This is a genomic window from Psychrobacillus sp. NPDC058041, from assembly GCF_042885655.1.
Taxonomy (GTDB): domain Bacteria; phylum Bacillota; class Bacilli; order Bacillales_A; family Planococcaceae; genus Psychrobacillus.
Window position 1 is genome coordinate 36,440 of sequence record NZ_JBHVRO010000005.1, and the last position, 21,299, is coordinate 57,738.

18 protein-coding genes are annotated in these 21,299 nt (G+C 36.1%); all 18 read right to left on the reverse strand.

Going from position 1 to position 21,299, the window contains the following annotated elements:
- Positions 1–177: 177 nt before the first annotated feature.
- The 18 genes from ACFVR1_RS09435 to ACFVR1_RS09520 all read right to left on the reverse strand — a co-directional run bounded on the left by ACFVR1_RS09435 (position 178) and on the right by ACFVR1_RS09520 (position 21,198).
- Positions 178–1,044 carry a 2-oxoacid:ferredoxin oxidoreductase subunit beta gene (locus tag ACFVR1_RS09435; RefSeq protein WP_387583399.1) on the reverse strand — a complete coding sequence of 289 codons (867 nt, stop codon included), beginning with the start codon at positions 1,042–1,044 and terminating at the stop codon, positions 178–180.
- Entirely contained in the window at positions 1,044–2,786 is a 1,743-nt protein-coding gene (locus ACFVR1_RS09440; RefSeq protein WP_387583401.1) for a 2-oxoacid:acceptor oxidoreductase subunit alpha, read from the reverse strand. Before ACFVR1_RS09440 ends, ACFVR1_RS09435 begins: the two co-directional genes overlap by 1 nt.
- 733 nt (positions 2,787–3,519) lie before the next feature.
- Complete coding sequence (locus tag ACFVR1_RS09445) at positions 3,520–3,786, reverse strand: stage V sporulation protein S (RefSeq protein WP_169358657.1); 267 nt, start codon at positions 3,784–3,786, stop codon at positions 3,520–3,522.
- A gap of 85 nt (positions 3,787–3,871) precedes the next feature.
- Entirely contained in the window at positions 3,872–4,669 is a 798-nt protein-coding gene (locus ACFVR1_RS09450; RefSeq protein WP_387583910.1) for a TIGR00282 family metallophosphoesterase, read from the reverse strand.
- Positions 4,670–4,724: 55 nt separating this feature from the next.
- Positions 4,725–6,281, reverse strand: coding sequence for a ribonuclease Y (gene rny / locus ACFVR1_RS09455; protein WP_387583404.1), 1,557 nt, complete (start codon positions 6,279–6,281; stop codon positions 4,725–4,727).
- A gap of 196 nt (positions 6,282–6,477) precedes the next feature.
- Entirely contained in the window at positions 6,478–7,542 is a 1,065-nt protein-coding gene (recA, locus tag ACFVR1_RS09460; RefSeq protein ID WP_387583407.1) for a recombinase RecA, read from the reverse strand.
- A gap of 243 nt (positions 7,543–7,785) precedes the next feature.
- Entirely contained in the window at positions 7,786–9,042 is a 1,257-nt protein-coding gene (locus tag ACFVR1_RS09465; RefSeq protein ID WP_387583410.1) for a competence/damage-inducible protein A, read from the reverse strand.
- Between the two features lie 17 nt (positions 9,043–9,059).
- Positions 9,060–9,638: a CDP-diacylglycerol--glycerol-3-phosphate 3-phosphatidyltransferase gene (pgsA, locus tag ACFVR1_RS09470; protein ID WP_387583911.1), complete on the reverse strand. Its 579-nt coding sequence runs from the start codon at positions 9,636–9,638 to the stop codon at positions 9,060–9,062.
- A 57-nt stretch (positions 9,639–9,695) separates the two neighbouring features.
- Positions 9,696–10,562 (reverse strand): helix-turn-helix domain-containing protein, encoded by an 867-nt coding sequence (locus ACFVR1_RS09475; protein WP_387583413.1) that lies wholly within the window; start codon positions 10,560–10,562, stop codon positions 9,696–9,698.
- A 16-nt stretch (positions 10,563–10,578) separates the two neighbouring features.
- Entirely contained in the window at positions 10,579–11,376 is a 798-nt protein-coding gene (locus ACFVR1_RS09480) for a DUF3388 domain-containing protein (protein ID WP_387583416.1), read from the reverse strand.
- A gap of 544 nt (positions 11,377–11,920) precedes the next feature.
- The gene (gene ymfI / locus ACFVR1_RS09485) at positions 11,921–12,652 is read right to left on the reverse strand and encodes an elongation factor P 5-aminopentanone reductase (protein WP_387583419.1); all 732 of its coding nucleotides are present in this window, start codon (positions 12,650–12,652) and stop codon (positions 11,921–11,923) included.
- Positions 12,645–13,949 (reverse strand): EF-P 5-aminopentanol modification-associated protein YfmH, encoded by a 1,305-nt coding sequence (gene yfmH / locus ACFVR1_RS09490; RefSeq protein ID WP_387583421.1) that lies wholly within the window; start codon positions 13,947–13,949, stop codon positions 12,645–12,647. The genes ymfI and yfmH overlap by 8 nt, the downstream gene beginning before the upstream one ends.
- Positions 13,942–15,225, reverse strand: a complete 1,284-nt coding sequence (gene yfmF / locus ACFVR1_RS09495; RefSeq protein ID WP_387583424.1) for an EF-P 5-aminopentanol modification-associated protein YfmF — start codon at positions 15,223–15,225, stop codon at positions 13,942–13,944. Before yfmF ends, yfmH begins: the two co-directional genes overlap by 8 nt.
- Before the next feature lie 318 nt (positions 15,226–15,543).
- Positions 15,544–16,503 (reverse strand): ABC transporter permease, encoded by a 960-nt coding sequence (locus ACFVR1_RS09500; RefSeq protein WP_387583427.1) that lies wholly within the window; start codon positions 16,501–16,503, stop codon positions 15,544–15,546.
- A gap of 1 nt (position 16,504) precedes the next feature.
- Positions 16,505–17,551, reverse strand: a complete 1,047-nt coding sequence (locus ACFVR1_RS09505) for an ABC transporter permease (RefSeq protein ID WP_387583429.1) — start codon at positions 17,549–17,551, stop codon at positions 16,505–16,507.
- Complete coding sequence (locus ACFVR1_RS09510; protein WP_387583432.1) at positions 17,541–19,091, reverse strand: ABC transporter ATP-binding protein; 1,551 nt, start codon at positions 19,089–19,091, stop codon at positions 17,541–17,543. Before ACFVR1_RS09510 ends, ACFVR1_RS09505 begins: the two co-directional genes overlap by 11 nt.
- A 258-nt stretch (positions 19,092–19,349) precedes the next feature.
- Positions 19,350–20,423, reverse strand: coding sequence for a BMP family lipoprotein (locus tag ACFVR1_RS09515; protein WP_387583435.1), 1,074 nt, complete (start codon positions 20,421–20,423; stop codon positions 19,350–19,352).
- Positions 20,424–20,469: 46 nt separating this feature from the next.
- Positions 20,470–21,198 carry a GntR family transcriptional regulator gene (locus ACFVR1_RS09520; protein ID WP_387583438.1) on the reverse strand — a complete coding sequence of 243 codons (729 nt, stop codon included), beginning with the start codon at positions 21,196–21,198 and terminating at the stop codon, positions 20,470–20,472.
- Positions 21,199–21,299 lie beyond the last annotated feature (101 nt).

Consider the following 21,299-nt stretch of genomic DNA (forward strand, 5'->3'; position numbering starts at 1 on the left):
GATGAAGTGGAAAGCGTCGACTCCGGCGGAAATAGCGTTAGTAGAAGACCCCACAGCGAAGCGAGGAGTCTGAGGCAACGCCCGCGGAAAGTGTCCGCTTGGAACGGAATCCTCTCTATAAAATTTTTCGTCCTTGTTCTTTAAGAAAAGCCGCCAATTTTTATTGGCGGCTTCTTTTTACATAAAGTCTTGCATCAAAAGATTAAATTCTTCTTCACTCATTTTCAAATTTTGATCAACAAGTGGATCTTCTGCATAACCTGGAACTTGCTCTTGATACGAAGGTGCTTGTTCATTTTGATAGATAATACCTGTTACAAGACCTTCCTTTTCCATTACTACTCTCATTGCTTCTTCACGATTTGTATGATTATAACCTTCGATATCAGAAAGCTTTGTTAAATGTTCTTTAAACCAATCATACGTATTTACTTTATTGTATGTTACACAAGGGCTAAATACATTAATAAATGAAAAGCCTTTATGTTTAATACCTGCTTCGATAATAGCGGTCAATTCTTTTATATCGGATGAAAATCCTTGAGCAACAAATGTCGCACCAGAAGTAAGTGCTAGTTCAAGTGGTTTAAGCGACGGCTCAATTGCACCACCTGGCGTTGACTTTGTTTTAAATCCTTCTGCAGAACGCGGAGAAGTTTGCCCTTTTGTTAATCCGTAAATTTGGTTATCCATAACTACATACGTTAAATCTATATTACGGCGAATAGAATGAATTGTATGCCCAAGTCCGATGGCAAAACCGTCTCCATCTCCCCCAGATGCTATAACGTGAAGATCTTTATTTGCCATTTTTAACCCTTGTGCAATCGGAAGTGCTCTACCGTGAATACCATGGAAACCATAAGAATGGATATACCCTGAAATCCGTCCCGAGCATCCAATACCAGAGATTACTGCTAATTCATGGGGAAGTATTCCCACATTTGCTGCCGCACGTTGAATAGCTGCTTGAACAGAAAAGTCACCGCAACCTGGGCACCAATTTGGTTTGACATTGTTACGAAAATCTTTAAATGTTACCATCAGATAAGCAACTCCTTTACTTGTTTTTCAAGTTGTAACGGCAAAAATGGTGTTCCGTCATATTTCGTTACATTTATCACTTTATCATGTCCGCCTACATTCATTTTCAAAATGTTTGCTAGTTGACCTGTTGCATTATTTTCCACTACAACTACTTTTTTTGCATTTGCTACTAATGATTGCACTTCTTCAACTGGAAATGGGTGTATTAATCGGATATGAGCATGATTCACTTTCATACCTTGGGCATTTAGTGTTTGCTGTAACTCTTCTAACACACCTCTTGTAGAATTAAAGCCAACAAATAAAATATCTGCATCTTCATAAGGAGCATTGACATAAACTGGTTCACTAAAATTGATATACTTTAGTTTTCCTAATCGTTTGTCCATTTGAGCTTTACGATTGGTAGCAGCTTCGGATGGTTTTCCAGTTTCATCATGCTCTACACCAGTTACATGATGAATTGCATGCTCAGTTCCAGGTAGGACACGCGGTGAAATACCATCTTTTGTTACTTCAAATCGCTTAAAGTAAGATTTATCTTCCGTTGCTGGAATTTCCTCGTTTTGAATTAATTTACCACGACGAATTTCTATTTTAGAATAATCAAACGGCTCCACCGTTTGTTTACCTAATGATAGTTGTAAATCTGACAAAATAATTACTGGAAGTTGTAGTTCTTCAGCGATATTAAATGCTTGAATCGTGTCAAAAAAAGCTTCTTCCCCAGTACTTGGGGCAATAACTACTTTAGGAATTTCCCCATGCGTACCATAAATCATTTGCATAAGATCGGATTGTTCTTGTTTTGTTGGAAGACCTGTTGATGGTCCGCCACGTTGTGTATCTACTATTACGAGTGGTTGCTCTGTCATTCCTGATAAACCAATTGCTTCCATCATAAGAGAAAGTCCAGGTCCTGCAGAAGCTGTAAAAGCACGAACGCCTCCGTAATTAGAACCAATCGCCATTGTTGCAGCTGCAATTTCATCTTCTGTTTGAATAACAGCACCACCAAATAACGGTAGCTTTTTAATCATATATTCCATAATCTCAGAAGCAGGAGTAATTGGATATGCTGCCATGAAGCGAACACCCGCTGTTAACGCGCCAAGTGCAATTGCGTCGTTTCCAATCATGAACATACGATGCTTGCCGTCAGCCGCAACAAGTTCCCATTCTCCTAAACGGTCTCCTAATTGCTCAGCCATTACATCAAAACCTTGTTGAATGGCTTGCATATTTTTTTCCACTACTTCTGTTCCTTTTTTACCGAAAATCTCATCAACCACACCTTGGAACACAGCTTTATCTAAATTTAATAATGCAGAAGTTGCTCCAATTGCTACCATGTTTTTCATAAGTGATGTACCAAGCTCTGCGGCAATCTCCGTAAATGGAACAATATACATAGGTGCTACACAATTTTCAGGTGAAATTGGAGAAAACTTAGCGTCGGCTAGTATAATACTATTTTCCGTCAATTCATTGTAATTAACATCTATTGTTTCTTGATCAAACGCTACAAGTATATCTAAATTATCTGGGATTGTACGTACTTGAGTAGGTCGTACACAGATTTTATTATTCGTATGTCCACCTTTAATACGAGAAGAGAAATGACGATATCCGTATAGGTAATATCCAAGGCGGTTCATCGCCATTGAGAATATCTCACCGGTACTTTCGATACCCTCTCCTTGCTGCCCTCCTACTTTCCATGAAAGTTGTTGCAACATATAAACATCTCCTGTCTTTCTTAATCGAATGTGCCTCATCGTATGTGCGTCCAGAATTTGAATTAATGATAGGTCAGCCTTTTACCAAGCCGTTACGTATTAAATGATACATAAAACTTTTCCTTAGCCAAAAGCTATCAACGAATTTAGATAACATCAATCTTATAATTCTTTTCAATATCTGTGACTTTTCAGCAGGGTATGTAATTAAACCTCTACTCTTTGAAGTAATGAAGCTAAATCTTTTTTTCCTTCATAAGTTTATCACGAAGTAAGGAGATTCACTATGTATTCCCTATATTTTTAATGAAAATCAGACCTTTGACGGAATAGCAACGTCACATTATATTCAGAATATCATTATATATAAATATATTAAACATAAGCTCTGTTAAATTATGCGATTGTTTTTGTGAAGGGAAATCCGCGAAAAAACGTGTTGTCAATCCCCAATGAGCTTGCGGATGGCATTGGAAAAGTCCATTTTAAACTAATTTACTAGATAGTTCTTTCCAATGAGGAAGAAAATCGTTGAAACGACTCCCAACATGCTTTTTAATAGAGCAACAGAGTCCACAAAAACATAAATGAAGTCGCTACTAATACAGTAGCGACTTCAGGTAAAAAATATTTAAATTCAAAGTTGTCGCCTTTGACTATCATTAATACACTTATCAGTCGAGGCAACTTAATTTCGTTGGAAAAATGAAAACACATTTTCAACAGTCTAAGATTATTTTGACTTTTTTTCTACCAATAGCTTCAAAGCAGTTCGATCTTCACCTGATATAATAATATCTGTAAAAGCAGGTGAGCAAGTTAAATCTGTACCACTAGGCGCAACAAATCCTCTTGCAATTGCGATTGCTTTAATTGCTTGATTTAATGCACCTGCTCCTACTGCTTGCATCTCTGCATACCCTTGTTCTCTTATTACTGCAACTAATGCACCTGCAACTGAATTTGGGTTTGAACGAGAAGATACTTTTAAAGAATCCACTATCATTTCTCCTTTTATCGCTAGATTATGAACTTGCTTTCGTCCATAATCTAACTTATGCTAAGAGGAATTTTTTTAGACTCTTTTACCCCTTAAAGGGATAATCATCATTTATATAAACTCGTTCTTGATGTATGGATTTACCAGTCACATCGTTTACTTCTACAAATATTCCACTTAAGACGGAACGGCCATTTTTTGGCACTTCAAAACGAGTCGGCATATTCGTTTGGAAACGATATAAAACATCTTCTTTTTTCATTCCTAAAACTTCATCATATGGACCAGTCATTCCAACATCTGTAATATATGCTGTTCCTCCTGGTAATATCCGAGAATCTGCTGTTTGGACATGTGTATGTGTTCCTACTACAACTGATGCTTTACCGTCCAAATGCCACCCAAAAGCAATTTTTTCACTTGTTGCTTCTGCGTGAAAGTCTACGAAGATAATAGGTGATATTTTTTTTGCTTCTTCTACTAACTCAGTAGCTTTTTTAAATGGGTCATCATGTGGAGGTAAGAAAGTTCTTCCATGCAAGTTGATAACAGAAATAGTTTGTCCGTTTTTAGTAATAGTCGTCATTCCTTTACCAGGAGCTTCCTCTGAAAAGTTTGCAGGACGAATTAAATAGTCAGTATCATCAATAAAGTCCATAATTTCTTTTTGATCCCAAGTATGATTTCCCATAGTTACAACATCGACACCCATATGTAATAATGATTGAAAAATACTTTTTGTAATACCTCGTCCTGCCGCAGCGTTTTCTCCATTTGCAATAACTACATCTGGCGAATATTTTCTTTTTAATCGTGGTAAATAGCTTTCTAATGTATCTCTTCCTATTGAACCAACGATGTCACCTATAAATAATATCTTCATATTCAAACTTCTATCCCTTCACGAAAAAAAGGCTTCTTATCGAAGCCTTTTTCTATTATTTTGCGTATTCTACCGCTCTAGTTTCTCTAATAACAGTCACTTTAATATGACCAGGATAATCTAGTTCTTCTTCAATCCGCTTACGTATATCCCTTGCCAAACGATGTGCAGTTAAATCATCTATTTGATCTGGACGTACCATAATACGAATCTCTCTTCCTGCTTGTATTGCAAAAGATTTTTCTACACCTTCGTACGACTCTGAAATTTCTTCCAGTTTTTCTAAACGACGAATGTAGTTTTCAAGTGTTTCACTTCTAGCCCCTGGACGTGCAGCGGACAGTGCATCTGCAGCTGCTACTAAAACTGCAATAACCGAAGTAGCTTCCGTGTCACCATGATGTGAAGCAATACTGTTTATGACTACAGGATGCTCTTTATACTTGGTTGCCAATTCTACACCAATTTCTACATGGCTTCCTTCTACTTCATGATCAATTGCTTTTCCAATATCGTGTAGTAACCCAGCACGTCTCGCAAGAGTTACATCTTCTCCAAGCTCAGCAGCCAGTAATCCAGCTAAATAGGCTACTTCTGTAGAATGCTTTAACACATTTTGACCGTAGCTTGTACGATAGCGAAGTCTACCTAAAATTTTCATCAGATCAGGATGTAAATTGTGAATACCGATATCAAATGTTGTTTGCTCGCCGATTTCACGAATTTGCTCATCCACTTCTCTTCTGGATTTCTCTACCATTTCCTCAATGCGAGCTGGATGTATACGTCCATCCTGTACTAGCTTTTCAAGTGCTAAACGAGCTGTTTCCCTACGTATCGGATCAAATCCTGATAGAATAACAGCTTCTGGTGTATCATCAATAATTAAATCAATACCAGTGAGGGTTTCTAACGTACGGATGTTTCGACCTTCACGACCAATGATGCGACCTTTCATTTCATCATTTGGTAAATTGACAACGGAAACAGTTGTTTCTGCCACATGATCAGCTGCAAATCGTTGTAATGCTAAAGAAAGGATTTCTCGAGACTTTTTATCCGACTCTTCCTTTGCACGAGTTTCAGATTCTTTTGTCATGACAGCAATGTCCGTTGCAAGCTCATTTTCTACTTCTTGAAGAATTATTGACTTCGCTTCTTCACGCGTTAAAGTAGAAATTCTTTCAAGCTCGCTTTTTTGCATACTAACTAACTCGTCCACTTTACTTTCCTTCTGTTCGATATGCTGTTGTCTTTCAGTTAGAGCATCTTCTTTACGCTCAAGACCTACTTCTCTCTTGTTTAGAGCATCATCCTTACGATCAAGATTCTCTTCTCTTTGTAATAACCGATTTTCCTGTTTTTGCAGTTCCATACGGCGTTCACGGATGTCAGATTCTGCTTCATTTCGTAATTGGTGAGTTTCATCTTTGGCTTCTAACAGTGCTTCTTTCTTCAAAGCTTCTGCTTCTCGCTTTGCTTCATCTAAGATGAGTGCAGAAGATTGTTTTGCACCGGACACTTTTGAATCGTTCACTTTTTTAAGATAATTATAACCAACAAGCGCACCGACAATCAGACCAAGCAAGGCGGAGATGATAATTTCTAACATTCGAACACCCCCCTATTGCTATACTTTTTAAGTTATAGTCGGCACATATATACACATGGCATATATGTATTGCCTTTTCATCTTTTATTCAAGAAATTATACAATTTTAATTGTATAGATGTAGAAATACTCTGTCAAGGAAACGGAAGGAATATAAAAAAAAAGTCTCCCAATAATTGAGAGACTTTTCAATATTTTATTCTTCAGATAATAATAATTCAAATTCTTCATCTTCTTCTTCAGGTTCGTGTCCAGCAATTGTGTATGAACTTCCAGCCATACCAAGTGACTCGCGAATTTTAAGAGCAATTTCATTTTTAATAGCAGGATTTTCTTTTAGGAATTGTTTCGCATTTTCTCTACCTTGTCCTAAGCGCTCTTCATTGTATGCATACCATGATCCACTCTTTTGTACAATATCCAACTCAGACCCAAGATCGATTATTTCTCCTTCTTGGGAGATTCCTTCACCGTACATAATATCCACTTCAGCAGTTCTAAATGGAGGTGCAACTTTATTTTTTACAACTTTGATCTTCGTTTTGTTACCTACAATATCAGTTCCTTGTTTAATAGCTTCAGCACGTCTAACTTCTAATCGCACTGAACTATAGAATTTTAGTGCACGTCCACCAGGTGTAACTTCTGGGTTTCCAAACATTACGCCAACTTTTTCACGAATTTGGTTGATGAAAATTGCAATCGTATTCGACTTGTTAATAGCACCAGATAATTTACGTAATGCTTGCGACATTAGACGGGCTTGAAGGCCAACATGAGAATCTCCCATTTCTCCCTCAATCTCCGCTTTAGGTACTAGTGCAGCTACTGAGTCAATAACTAAAATTTCTACTGCACCACTGCGGACTAATGCTTCAGCAATTTCAAGTGCTTGTTCACCTGTATCAGGTTGAGAAAGCAGTAATTCATCAATATTTACTCCTAGTTTTTGTGCATAAACTGGATCTAATGCATGCTCAGCATCAATAAACGCTGCTTGCCCTCCACTTTTTTGTACCTCTGCTATCGCGTGAAGAGCAACCGTTGTTTTACCAGAACTTTCTGGACCATATGTTTCAATAATTCTTCCACGTGGATATCCACCTATTCCTAAAGCTGCATCAAGTGCTAAGGAGCCACTAGATGAAGTCGATATCTCTCTATCTGTTTTTTCACCAAGTTTCATAATAGAACCTTTACCAAATTGTTTCTCTATTTGTTTTAAAGCCATTTCTAAAGCTGCTTTACGATCATTAGCCAACTGTTTTTCCTCCCTTAAAGTAAGTCTGATTTTTATTTCTATCTCTACTATACTAGGTAATTGAGAAATATACAAGAAAAAAGCGAACGTCTATTCGTTATTTTTACCATCAATTTCATTTTAGAAGCTAAAAACAGTCCAAAAATCAATTTTGAACTGTTTTTTTCGTTGAAAACTCTATTTTGGCTTAACGAAATAATTACTTCTACTCTTCCGTTCACTTTGTACCAGTACTGAAAAAAGTTAAATGGTTGTAAATCCGTGTTCACGAAGTAACCTGATTAAATAGTGAATGGCAAACTTTACTGCTCTCAATCTGTTCGTGTTTCTCATTCCAGTAAGATTTAGCTGGTAGGAGAATGGTGCCATTTGGTTCAAAACAAGACCTATCCAAACAGTTCCTGCAGGCTGTCCACCATGCGCATCTGGCCCAGCTGCGCCAGTAATACCAACACCTATATTCGTTCCAAACTTTTCTTTAATACGAATTGCCATGGCTTCTGCACATTTGCTAGAAACAACACCGGATTCAGTAATAATTTGTTGCTTAACGCCAAGTTGCTCCACTTTAATCTCTTCGGTATATGTAATCATACCTCCAACTAAAACTGCTCCCATGCCAGGGATTGAAGCAAGTTCTGATTGAAATAATCCTGCAGTCATACTTTCAGCAGCAGAAATAGTCAATTGGTTTTCAACTAAAATTTCCTGAAGCTTGGAAGCAAGAGAGTCATCATTATAACCATAAACATACTCTCCTACCCGCTTAAAAATCTCAGCTTGAAGGGTATCAATTTTTTCACGTGCATCCAACTCAGTCTCACTTTTAGCAGTAAGACGCAACGTAACTTCTCCATCTGAAGCAAGTGGTGCTAATGTGGGATTCGTTTGATTATCCAAAAGGTCTTGGACTTTTGTTTCTAATTCCGCTTCTCCAATTCCATAAAAACGAATAACATGTGATAATATAATTGTTTCTTCATTTATCAATTTTGAAAGCATTGGTTTTGCTTCAAATTGGAACATTGGCTCCATTTCTTTTGGTGGACCAGGTAAAAGTATATATGAGTGCTTATCTGTAGATAACAGCATTCCTGGAGCCATACCATGCTTATTTGGAAGGACATTGCAACCTTCTAATATTAACGCTTGCTTTTTATTATTTTCAGTCATTACGCGATTCATTCTTTTGAAAAACTCTTCAATATCTACCAAGGCATGATCATCCATTATTAATCTCTTATTCAAATGGGTAGCAATCGTTTCCTTTGTTAAATCATCTTTTGTTGGTCCTAAACCGCCTGTGAAAATGAGTAAATCTGCACGTTGTTCTGCGAGTTTAATGGTTTCTAATAATCGATTGGAATTATCACCTACTACTGTATGATAATACACGTCGATTCCTAGCTCAGCTAATTGAGATGATATAAATTTTGCATTTGTATTGGAAATTTGCCCCAATAACAATTCTGAACCCACGGCAATAATTTCTGCTTTCATCTACTCATTCTTCCTTCCTACTTAGAATCCAGTAATACTTTACGGTTTAAATAAAAGTAATCGATACCAGACCATAAAGTAAATACAAGGCAAATATACAACATAATCATGTCAAAAGGGATGGAGAACATTTCAAAGAAAACATTTCCTAATAACAAGGAAGATATTGCAATAATTTGTGTCCACATTTTAATTTTCCCTAACATGTTTGCTGCAACTACTTCTCCTTCATTTGCTAGAATCAAGCGTAATCCTGTTACTGCAAACTCACGACTAATAATTAAAATTACTACCCATGCAGGTGCAATTCCAAACTGAACTAAAATGATAAGTGCAGCTGAAACAAGAAGTTTATCTGCTAAAGGATCTAAAAACTTCCCCATATTGGTCACTAAATTATATTTACGCGCATAATAACCATCAATAAAATCGGTAATCGAAGCAATAATAAAAACAATTGCTCCAATTAGATGTCCCATAGGTATAGTTGCCCCAAGAAAACTTACATTTCCCCAGTTAAAATCAATCAGCATAAAAAACATAAAAACGGGAATTAAAAAGATACGAAACATCGAAATTTGATTTGGAACATTCATTTTCATCTATAGTAAGCTCCTTTCATTTTTCAAACAAAATAGCCATCTTATAGATGACTATTTGTTGAACTGTATTACTAAATTTTGAGTAGTTCTATTTGGTTGAAATTCAACCAATTGATCATTAATATACACCATGTTACCTGGAGTATGACCCATTCGAACACGAATACGTGAAAATTCACTTGCATCTAACTCATAAGTCTCACCAGCATTAACTGCTCGATCAACTAGTATTTTATTGTTTTCATCTCTTATATTAAGCCACGTTTTATTAGCCGCAACTACTTTTAAATCGTATTTTTCAGCATTCGTTAAATCATAGGTAGTCGTTTCTCCTTGCGTTTCGACAATTGTTAGCTGTTGTTCTGGTTTTGTTTCTTCAACTGGTGGAACGACCTCTTCTTTAGGCTCTTCTGTAGGCTTTTCTTCCTCTTTTGGTTTAACCGAACTATTTTCTTCGGACTTTGGTTTTGTTTCCATTGTTAAAGTAGTATCTACTTCAGTTTGATCTACTTCGTTTTTTGGCGTCTTCTGAAAAAGAATCCACAAGATAACGATAATAACAATAATGAATAGGGCAACAACAACCATTGGAAAAACTTCCATTAATTTATTGGAAGAACGACCACCTAAAGATCTTCTAGTAGGAGTTGCTGGAATATTTTTTGAAACTTCTTCATTTGATGGAGTAGGAATTTCAGTTTTATACATTTCTAATAGCTCGTCCCCATTTAAACCAACTGCTTCTGCATATTGCTTTATAAATGCACGCACATAGAAAGATCCTGGCATCGTTTCATAGTTACCTTCTTCTATTCCCGCCAAATATCTCTTTTGAATTTTTGTAATTTCTTGTAAATCATCAATACTATAACCTTTTGCTTTTCTCGCATCTTTTAAGCGAGATCCCAGTTCTGTCAATTAAAACACCTACCTGTTAAAAATTAAATCCACCAAATCCTTCAAATCCCTTGTCGGACATTCCGTGGTTTTTCTCCATCATTTCATACGTAAATTCTTCCTCAGGGCTATGACGAAGTTCAATTATATAATCAAAATCATCAATTGAATACTCGGAATGCTGGATAAACATATCCGGGTGTTCTACTACTTTAATAGTTGGCATACGCATCATTTCTCTAACTAACATTTGATGTTTTTCATCATTTGAATTTCTTGTCACAATACCATCTAATATAAAAATATTGCGATCACTAAACTCGTCCCCTGCAAGTTGACTTCTGATAGTTTGCTTAATCATTGTAGAAGAAAGAAATATCCATTTTTTATTTGCACATACGCTCGCAGCAACAACTGATTCGGTTTTACCTACACGCGGCATCCCTCTAATTCCAATTAACTTATGACCTTCTTGTTTAAATATTTCCGCCATAAAATCTACAAGTAAACCTAGTTCATCACGAACAAAACGAAATGTCTTTTTATCATCGGCATCTCGTTGAATATATCTACCATGTCTAACAGCTAGGCGATCTCTAAGCTTCGGTTCTCTAAACTTAGTTAATTGAATCGTTTCCATCGTAGAAGCAATATGCTCAAATCGCTCGATATTTTCTTTTTTTTCTGCTTTAATAAGCATTCCACGACGACCTTCGTCCACACCGTTAATTGTGACAATGTTTACTCTAAGCATACCAAGTAAAGAAGCAATATCTCCGAGAAGTCCGGGACGATTTATCTGAATTTCGTATTCAAAAAACCACTCACTAGCCATACTATATCTGTCCTCTCTATTTAGATGACGTTATTCACTCATTATAAGTTCTATCATATCTGATTTCTTAGATGAATAAAAGAAAAAAAGAAAAGAGCTGCAATAAAGCTCTTTTCAGACTGTAGACAAACTCAATTTTGGATGTATAGAGTTGTATATTAAATTGGCAGGGACCACCACTTCGCTTTCCGTGGGCTTGGCTTCAGCCTCCTAGGCCAACACGATGTTGGTCATGAAGGCGTCGCCTCAGGACGAGGCGCCCTTAGCCTTCCTTCCGTCACTGCGTTCCTGAGGGGTCTTCAGCTCAAGCTATTCCCACAGGAGTCTTCATGGGTGCCCTGCCTTGTAAACAATTCCTAATAATAGTTATCCACTATCTTCTCTTTTATTTGGATGAAGTAACCTCATTTCTATTCTTAAGCGTTTTATAAAATACTTTGTCGTCAAGATAAAAAAAAGCTGCAATAAAGCTCTTTGATTTTCGTATTTGGTTATTCAGACTATGGTCTAGTACGAGCTTATAGTCTAGAACATCCTAATCATATTAAATATACCATCCACCATTTACACGAATAATTTGACCGGTTATATAATTTGCTTTCTCGCTAACTAGAAATAACACTGTATTCGCTACATCTTCCGCAGAACCAAATACACCTGTTGGTATTTCCTCCAATAGGAGTTGTCGAACTTCTTGTTCCACATGATGATTCATTTTAGTATCAATAAACCCTGGAGCAACTGTATTAACGGTAATTTTTTGGGAACCTACTTCTTTTGCAAAAGCTTTTACAAATGCATGTTGAGCCCCTTTTGCAGCAGAATAAGCAACTTCATAGGAAGCACCTGTTTCTCCCCAAATTGAACCTACAAAAACAATTGAAGCATTTTCACATTTGCGAAGTTTAGGAGTCAATTGAGCAACTAAGTACATTGGATGCTCCACATGTACTTGAAATAGATGGCGAATCTCTTTTAATGTAGTATCTTCTAGTCCTTTATACAAACTATGCCCTTGAGCAAAAACAACTGACTGTATTGAAAAAATAGAAGATGATAACTTTTCTACTGACTCCGCATCACGCATATCGGCTTGTACGGGTATAAATTCTTGCTCATGATAAGTTGCTTCTAACTTTTCTAAGAGACGTTTTACAAGCTCTTCATTGCTTGCATAATGTAAGTACAAAGACCAACCAGCTTCTGCAAGTTTATAACTAATTGCATGGCCGATTTCACCTGATGCACCTACTACTAATGCAAACTTTTTATTCATTGTTCTTTTTCTCTTTTGGAATAATTGTAAATACGGTATGTGCATCTTCGTCTTGCATCGATTCAAAAGCATTTCTAACTTGTTCCATCGTTATATTTTCCAGCGTTGGAACAACATCAAATAAGTTCATATTGTTGAATGAGTAACGTGTAAATTGATTGGCAATATATTCAATAGAGTTTAATGCACGTAAGAAAAATCCGATTTTCTTACGTGTAATGCGTTTTAAATCTTCGTCCGAAAACTTCCATTCTTTCGAATTGTCTAGAATAGCTTGTTTGATCGATTTTACCAGCTCATTTGTGTCAATAGAATCAGAACCAATCATAGTAAACCCATAACCATGTTCCATCGAAAAATCTGCAGAGTATGATTCATCAACTAAACCCTTTTCATAAACATCCTGATAGAAGAGAGACGTTCTTCCGAAAATGAGTTCTACTGCTACTTGCATAGAAAGCTCATAATTTAACATTTCTTTACCAGAAATATTCGTATTATTTGATTTTATCCCGAAAATTACCTTTGGTTTTTGTACATCCATCTGTAATGTTCTTTCTGAAAAAGCTACAGAACTTTGCTCATTTGGAAAAAATCGTTTAATTTCCTGTGGTTGTTCAAATGATTTCGATGATTGATCTTTTTTAATAAAAGTCATCATTTCTTCCGGATTCACTGCTCCTACGACAAATACCATCATATTGGAAGGATGGTAAAAAGTATTATAGCATTCATATAAATGATCAGCTGTAATTTGTTGTATCGATTCAACAGTTCCAGCGATGTCTATTTTTACTGGATGTTCTTTATACATGTTCTCTATTGCACCAAAGTATAAACGCCAATCTGGTTGGTCATCATACATCGTTATTTCCTGTGCAATAATACCTTTTTCTTTTTCAACTGTTTGTTCAGTAAAGTAAGGTTGTTGCACAAAATCAAGCAATACTTTCGTATTTTCTAGCACAAGATCTGTTGATGAGAACAAATAGGCGGTTCTAGTAAAAGAAGTAAATGCATTAGCTGATGCCCCGTTCTCACTAAACTTTTGAAATACATCCCCTTCTTCTTTTTCAAACATTTTATGCTCTAAAAAATGTGCTATTCCGTCAGGAACAATTACTGGTTCATCCTTTCCAAGAGGAATAAATTCCCGGTCAATCGAACCATAATTTGTAGTAAAAGTTACAAAAGTTTTAGAGAACCCTTTTTTGGGTAAAATATAAACATTTAAACCATTTGGCAGTTTTTCATGGTATAAAGTTTCTTCTAGTTGATTAAAATAAGTTTCATTCATTGCTTGCACCATCCTTACCAGATAGGAAATAGACAAACTCCTTCTCTATTTTAGAAGCCATCTGTTTTATTTGTTCCTTTGTCACATTGGACCATTTTTCTACCCATTCTTCGACCGTAAAATCTTCATTTAATTCTTTATATTGATCATAAATATCAATTTGCGCTCTTGCAGAATCTAAAGCTTCTTTTAATTGATTTTTTAACATCGATTTTGTTTGGTTAATTTCTAAGTCAGAGATATCACCTTTTTGCATAGCTTTTAGCTGTTCATCAATTAATTGAACTGCTTTTTCTTGCAAATTTGAATCAATACCTGCTAACACAAAAATTAGACCATACAAAGAAGAATAATTACTTGAAGCATAGTAAGCCATACTTTCTTTTTCCCGGACATTCATGAATATCTTTGAATGAGCAAATCCTCCTAATATGCCATTTGTCATTTGCATAATAGGATATTCTTCCGAATAAAAAGTAATTGGTGTATGATAGGCGATATGTAATTTCCCTTGTTTCATGTCTTGAATTTCATGTAAATAATTCTTACCATTTATTATTTGTTGTTGCTCAATGTGATTCTCAATTGGAACTGTCCCTTTTCTGTCCGAAAATGTGAAATGATTTTTCATTTTCTCTTTAATATCTTGAACATCAATATCCCCAACTATATAAATGGAAAGCTCATCATCATCTAATAATTTTTTATGCATGTCGATCAATTGTTCATTTGTAATTGATTGTACTGTAGCTACTGTCCCATTTGAAGAGATAGATGCAGGTTGATCTGGACGAATATTTTCGAGCAAACGTTGTTGAGCATATCTTGTTTTGTCATCATACATCGATTGAATTCTCTCAATCACTTGTTCCTTCTCGCGTTTTACAATCGAATCTACAAATTTCCCGTTCACTAATAAAGGTTTGAAAATCACTGTTGCAAGTAATGAAAAAACTTCATCTACTACTTTTTCTTTTAATAAATATGCATCATTCACCATTTCTGCATTTAAGGAAAAAATATGATTGTTTCCCTTTTTAGATGTATCAAAATATAATACCGCTCCATATAAATCATCTAATCGTTTACGAAATTCTGCATTCGATGGATATACTTCATTGCTATATTGAAGTATGTTGGCAAGCACTGCACGAATGGAAGCGTCTTGTGCTGTTATTGATTGTTTCCACTTAAATGAAATATTAATTGTTTTAAATTGTTCTGTCGGTCGTACATAAAGCTTAACACCATGTGCAAGATCAAACTGCTGAAACATGTTGGTGTCCCCCTTTTTCTTTCTAGTTTAACTCTTTCTTCTCTTCACTATACATGTTCTAACGATTCTATGACAAACAAAAAGGAACCAAATAAATTTGGTTCCTAATTCTAAAATCAGAAAATTAGCTTACTATTCAGCTACAGACGCCAGCTACTCGAGGTTAAATGCCAATTTCCTGCGGAGGCTTAGGAACTGACTCCTTGGTCCGCACGAAGAAGGTCATGTCTGCTTTACCAAATGATGTGGCGAACTTCGCAGACCTACCCCAACCACATTTGCTTTTGGTAGCTAAACGGCGTCTATTCTCATTTCAATTTATCTTTTCCCTTTAATGTAAGGTACTCCACTAGCTTTTGGCGCATTTGCCTTACCAATAAATCCTGCTACCGCCAAAATTGTTAATACATAAGGTAAGATATGCAAGACGTAGCTTGGTACTTGGTCAATAAAAGGAATTTGCCCACCAACAATACTTAACGCTTGAGCAAAACCAAAGAATAGAGCTGCTCCAAGGGCTCCAAGTGGATGCCACTTACCAAATATCATTGCAGCAAGTGCCATGAACCCTTGTCCATTTATAGTAGTATGACTGAATTCTCCAGAGATGGCTTGAGAATATACTGCACCACCGATACCAGCAAGAGCTCCTGATAATACAACTGCAATATAACGCATTTTTGTTACATTTACACCCATTGTGTCAGCAGCCATCGGGTGCTCACCTACAGCACGAAGGCGTAAGCCGAACGGAGTTTTATAAATGACGAACCAAGCTCCAATTGCTACAGCAATAGCTAATATAGATGTAGAATACACATCTTTGAAAAACATTGGTCCAATTACTGGAATGTCACTTAAAAAAGGAATATCAAATCGTATGAAACGTTCCTGAATATAGTCTGTTTGCCCTTTACCGAAAATCATTTTCACAGAAAATAATGCGACTGCTACACCAAGCATATTAATCGCAACCCCAGATATGGTTTGATCTGCACGGAATGATATCGCTGCAACTGCATGCATTAAAGAAAATAATGCAGAAGCAACCATCGCTGCAAGAAGTGCTAACCATGGAGTATAAACTCCGAATACGTCAACAAATTTCAAGTTAAATAGTATGCCGATAAATGCACCCATTACCATTAAACCTTCTAGTCCAATGTTAACAACACCTGATCGCTCTGAGAAAACTCCTCCAATTGCCGTAAAGATAAGTGGAGCTGCATAAAAAATAGCAGAGGGAATGATGAAATATAGAACATCTAAAAAGCTCATATTATTTCGCCTCCTTTTTCTTGTTCATTTTGTCAAGGAAATAGCGAATTACGTAACCACAAGCTACGAAGAAAATTATGATTGCGATTACAATCGATACAATCTCAACTGGTATACCAGCTGCATTTGGCATATTCAAAGATCCAAATTTTAGAGCTCCAAATAAAGTTGCACCGAATACAATTCCAAGTGGTGTATTTGCACCTAAAAGAGCTACTGCAATACCATCAAATCCTATACCGGTGAATCCACCATTAACATTCGCATATTGGAATGTACCTAGTGCTTCCATCGCTCCAGCTAGTCCTGCAAATGCACCTGAGATAACCATAGAAAGAATAATATTTTTCTGAACGTTCATACCAGCATATTGAGAAGCATTTTTGTTAAATCCAACCGCTTTCAATTCATACCCAGTGGTTGTTTTTTCTAATATAAACCACATAACTAAAACCATTGCTATTGCTATGAAAATTCCATAATGTAATCTAGAATAATCCGTTATACTTTCAAAAAATGCGGATTTTAATGATGCAGTTGGTTTTATGTTTCCTGTATTTTCACCACCGTGAGAGACAACACGGATGAGTGCATTCGTTGTGTGAAGCGCGATATAGTTCATCATAATTGTCACTATAACTTCGTGCACTTGTAATTTAGCTTTTAATAGTCCTGGAATGAATGCCCACAATGCACCTGCTAAAGCGGCAGCGATAATCGCAAATGGCAAATGAATATACATTGGAAGATCAAAAGTAATTCCAACATATGCAGCTGCAAACCATCCGACAAGTAGCTGCCCTTCTACCCCAATATTAAATAATCCTGTACGGAATGCAAATGCTACTGCTAATCCGGATAATAAGTAAGGGGTTATCTGGCGTATAGTTTCACCCATTGCATATGCATCACCAAAAATTCCATTCCATAATGCAGCATATCCTTCGATTGGATCGTAGCCACTTACTAACATAACGATGGCACCTACAAGTAATCCTAAAATAACGGATATAACGGGGACAAGTATATTGACTACTCTATTCGACATGCTGTTTTTCCCCCTGATTAACATCTTTTTCATTTCTTCTCTGACCAGCCATTAACAACCCAAGTTCTTGTTCCGTTGTTTCCTTTGGTAATAATGTATCAACAATTTGACCATCATAAATAACAGCAATACGGTCAGAAACATTCATTACCTCATCAAGTTCAAACGAAAGAAGAAGTACAGCTTTCCCTTTATCACGCTGTTCAATTAAACTCTGATGAATAAACTCAATTGCTCCTACATCCAATCCACGAGTTGGAAGAGCTGCTATTAATAATTCTGGATTTCGAAGAATTTCTCGTCCAATAATCGCTTTTTGTTGATTTCCACCTGATAAAGAACGAGCAAGTGTGTCTTCACCTTGCGTACGCACATCAAAATCAGTTATCACTTTTTGCGCAAGTTCTGATACTTTACCGTAATCAATAATTCCATTTTTTGAAATTGGTGGGAGGTAGTATGTTTGTAACGCAATATTATGTCCAATTGAAAAATCAAGTACTAGCCCATGTTTATGTCGATCTTGTGGAATATGACCAACCCCAGCCTCTGTAATGAAACGTGGCTTCTTATTTGTAACATCTTTACCATTGATGGAAATCAATCCACTTTTTACTTTACGAAGACCTGTTATAGCTTCTATCAATTCCGATTGACCGTTCCCATCAATCCCTGCTATCCCCAAAATTTCACCTTTACGTACCGTTAAATTCAATCCTTTAATTTTTTCTACTCCACGATAGTCTGTTACGACTAAGTCTTTTACTATTAAAGAATCTTCTGTTGGATGAGCTTCATCTTTCACAGTAGTAAAATCAACTTGTCTACCAACCATCAATGAAGCTAGATCATTTGGATTTGTTTCCGCTGTAACAACAGTTCCAATACCTACACCTTTACGAATAACTGTCACTCGATCTGATACATCCATGATTTCTTTTAATTTATGTGTAATTAAAATAATCGATTTTCCTTCTTGAATCAGTCGCTTCATTATTTGAATAAGTTCTGTTATTTCTTGAGGTGTAAGAGAAGCTGTTGGTTCATCAAAAATTAGTATTTCTGCTCCACGATAAAGAGTCTTTAGGATTTCAACACGTTGCTGCATGCCAACAGATATATCTTCGATTTTTGCGTATGGATCTACTTCTAAACCATACATTTCGGACAATGCTTGAATTTTCTTTGCAGCATCTTTAACATTAAGCATTCCGCTTTTTGTTAATTCATTTCCTAGAATGATATTTTCAGTTACAGTAAAATTTTCAACAAGCATAAAATGCTGATGAACCATTCCAATTCCCAAGTCATTTGCTATATTAGGGTCCGTTATCTTAACAGATTTCCCATTAACTTTTATCTCACCAGCTTCAGGTTGATATAGTCCAAAGAGGACGTTCATGAGGGTCGACTTACCAGCACCATTTTCCCCTAAAAGAGCATGAATTTCGCCCTTTTTCAATTGAAGGGTGATGTTATCATTTGCAACGAACGATCCAAACTCTTTTCGAATACCAAGCATCTCTATTACATAATCCAATGAATTCACTCCCTACTATACTAGTACAAAATTAATACAGGAAAGACTTTAAATTTTTTAATCCAGTCAGTTTATAAAAATACTTTTTGTTTGCTATTATTGTCAAGCTATTTTACAACAAACTGAACATGTCTACCTTCAACATTAGATTTTGCATACAACCCAAATAAGACTTTAAAATATTTAAAATCTTTCTTCTATTAATTAAAATATCATAAAGACCGAATTACTCGGCCTTTATGATGTTAGAAAAACAATTTATTTTGCTACTGATTCAGGTACAACAATTTCTCCAGCAGCTATTTTATCAGAGTATTCTTTCACTTTAGCTAAAATATCATCTGGAATAGCTCCACGTGAATCAGCAAGACCTACTCCGCCTTCAGCAATACCATAAGTAGTTGTTTTACCACCAGGGAAGTTACCTTCCATACCAAGTTTAGCAATTTCTTGTACCGCAACATCTACACGTTTTTGCATAGAAGTAAGTGTTACGTTCTTATCTCCAATTTGACCTTCTGCGTATTGGTCAGAGTCAACTCCGATTACCCATACATCTGCATTTGGATCTTTCTTTTTACGTTCTTTTGCTTCAGAAAATACTCCGTTACCAGTACCACCAGCAGCGTGGAAAATAATGTCTACGCCTGAAGAATACATACGGTTTGCAGTTGTTTTACCAAGAGCAGCATCATCGAACTTACCAGTGTATTGAACATCTACTTTAATGCTTGGATCTACCGCTTTTACTCCTTCTAAGAACCCTGCTTCAAATCGTTCGATTACCGGAATTTCCATTCCACCAACGAAACCGATTTTTTTAGATTTAGACATAAGAGCAGCTGCAACTCCAGCTAAATATGAACCTTCTTGCTCTTTAAACATTACTGAAGCTACGTTTGGAGCATCAACAACTGAGTCGATTAGAGCAAAGTGATTATCTGGTTTTTGACCTGCAATTGTACTAATTGGTTGTTCCATTAAGAAACCAATACCGTATACTATGTCAAAGTTACGACGTGCTAAGCTATTTAAGTTTGTTGTATAATCAGCATTTCCAGCTGATTGAAGGTAATCATACCCTCCATCACCTTTTTTAAGACCGTTATCTTTACCAAACTTTTCAATACCTTCCCAAGCTAATTGGTTAAATGATTTATCATCAATCCCACCAACGTCAGTTACCATAGCAATAGAGAAGTTTTTTGCTTTAGATGTACCTTCATTATCTTTTGTAGAAGTTGTTCCTTCATCTTTTGAACCACATGCTCCAAGGATAGTACCAGCAGCTAGTACAAGCGACAGTCCTAATCCAAATTTACGTTTCGTCAAATTGAAAACCCCCATTATTTTTCTTATTAGCAGGAACTAAAAGATTTTACACCCTTTTTCGAACAACATGAAAGCTAAACTTATCTGCTCGAAAATAATTTTTCGAGTACAAGACTACACGATCATTTTCATCGTAATGAAGTTGTTTTAATATCAGCAATGAAGTTTCCGGATCGCAATTCAATGTTGGAGAAGCAATTTCATGATATCCCACTGGATCAATGAAAGTGACTGCATATGAAACATGAATGTCTCCAGATTCCTCTAATGCCGAAAATATTGAACCTTCTTCTCTAACGAGGAAATCATTTGGCAAATATTTTTCCGGAACTTTATCAATACAATACACAACTGGTTCACCATTTGCTGTACGTACTCGTTCCATAGAAATAATAGATTGTCCTTCACTACATTGAAAGCGATTTAAATCATCTTCAGAAGGAAGCGTTTGCATAGAACTTAAATATATTGTTCCCGGCTCCATACCAACACTTCGGATCATGGATGAAACGCTTGAGAGTTGCTCTATTCCTGAAGTAAAAACAGGTTTTGAATTCACAAAGGTTCCTACACCATGTCTTCTGATAATTATATTTTCTTCTTCCAATAAGCGAAGTGCTTCTCTTAATGTTGCACGACTTACTCCAAGTGATTTAGCTAATTCAAATTCTGAAGGAAGTTTTTCCTTTTCTTTGAAAATGCCTTTTTCAATGTCCTTTTTTAGACGATCGATCACTTGAAGATATAAATGACGATTGTCTATTTTGATTGTCAACGAAAACACCACCATTTTAAAGAGATCAGACATCAGATGTAAAACATTCCTACTAATCAGTCATACTATACCATTTTTAAAGATTGAAATAAATACTTTTA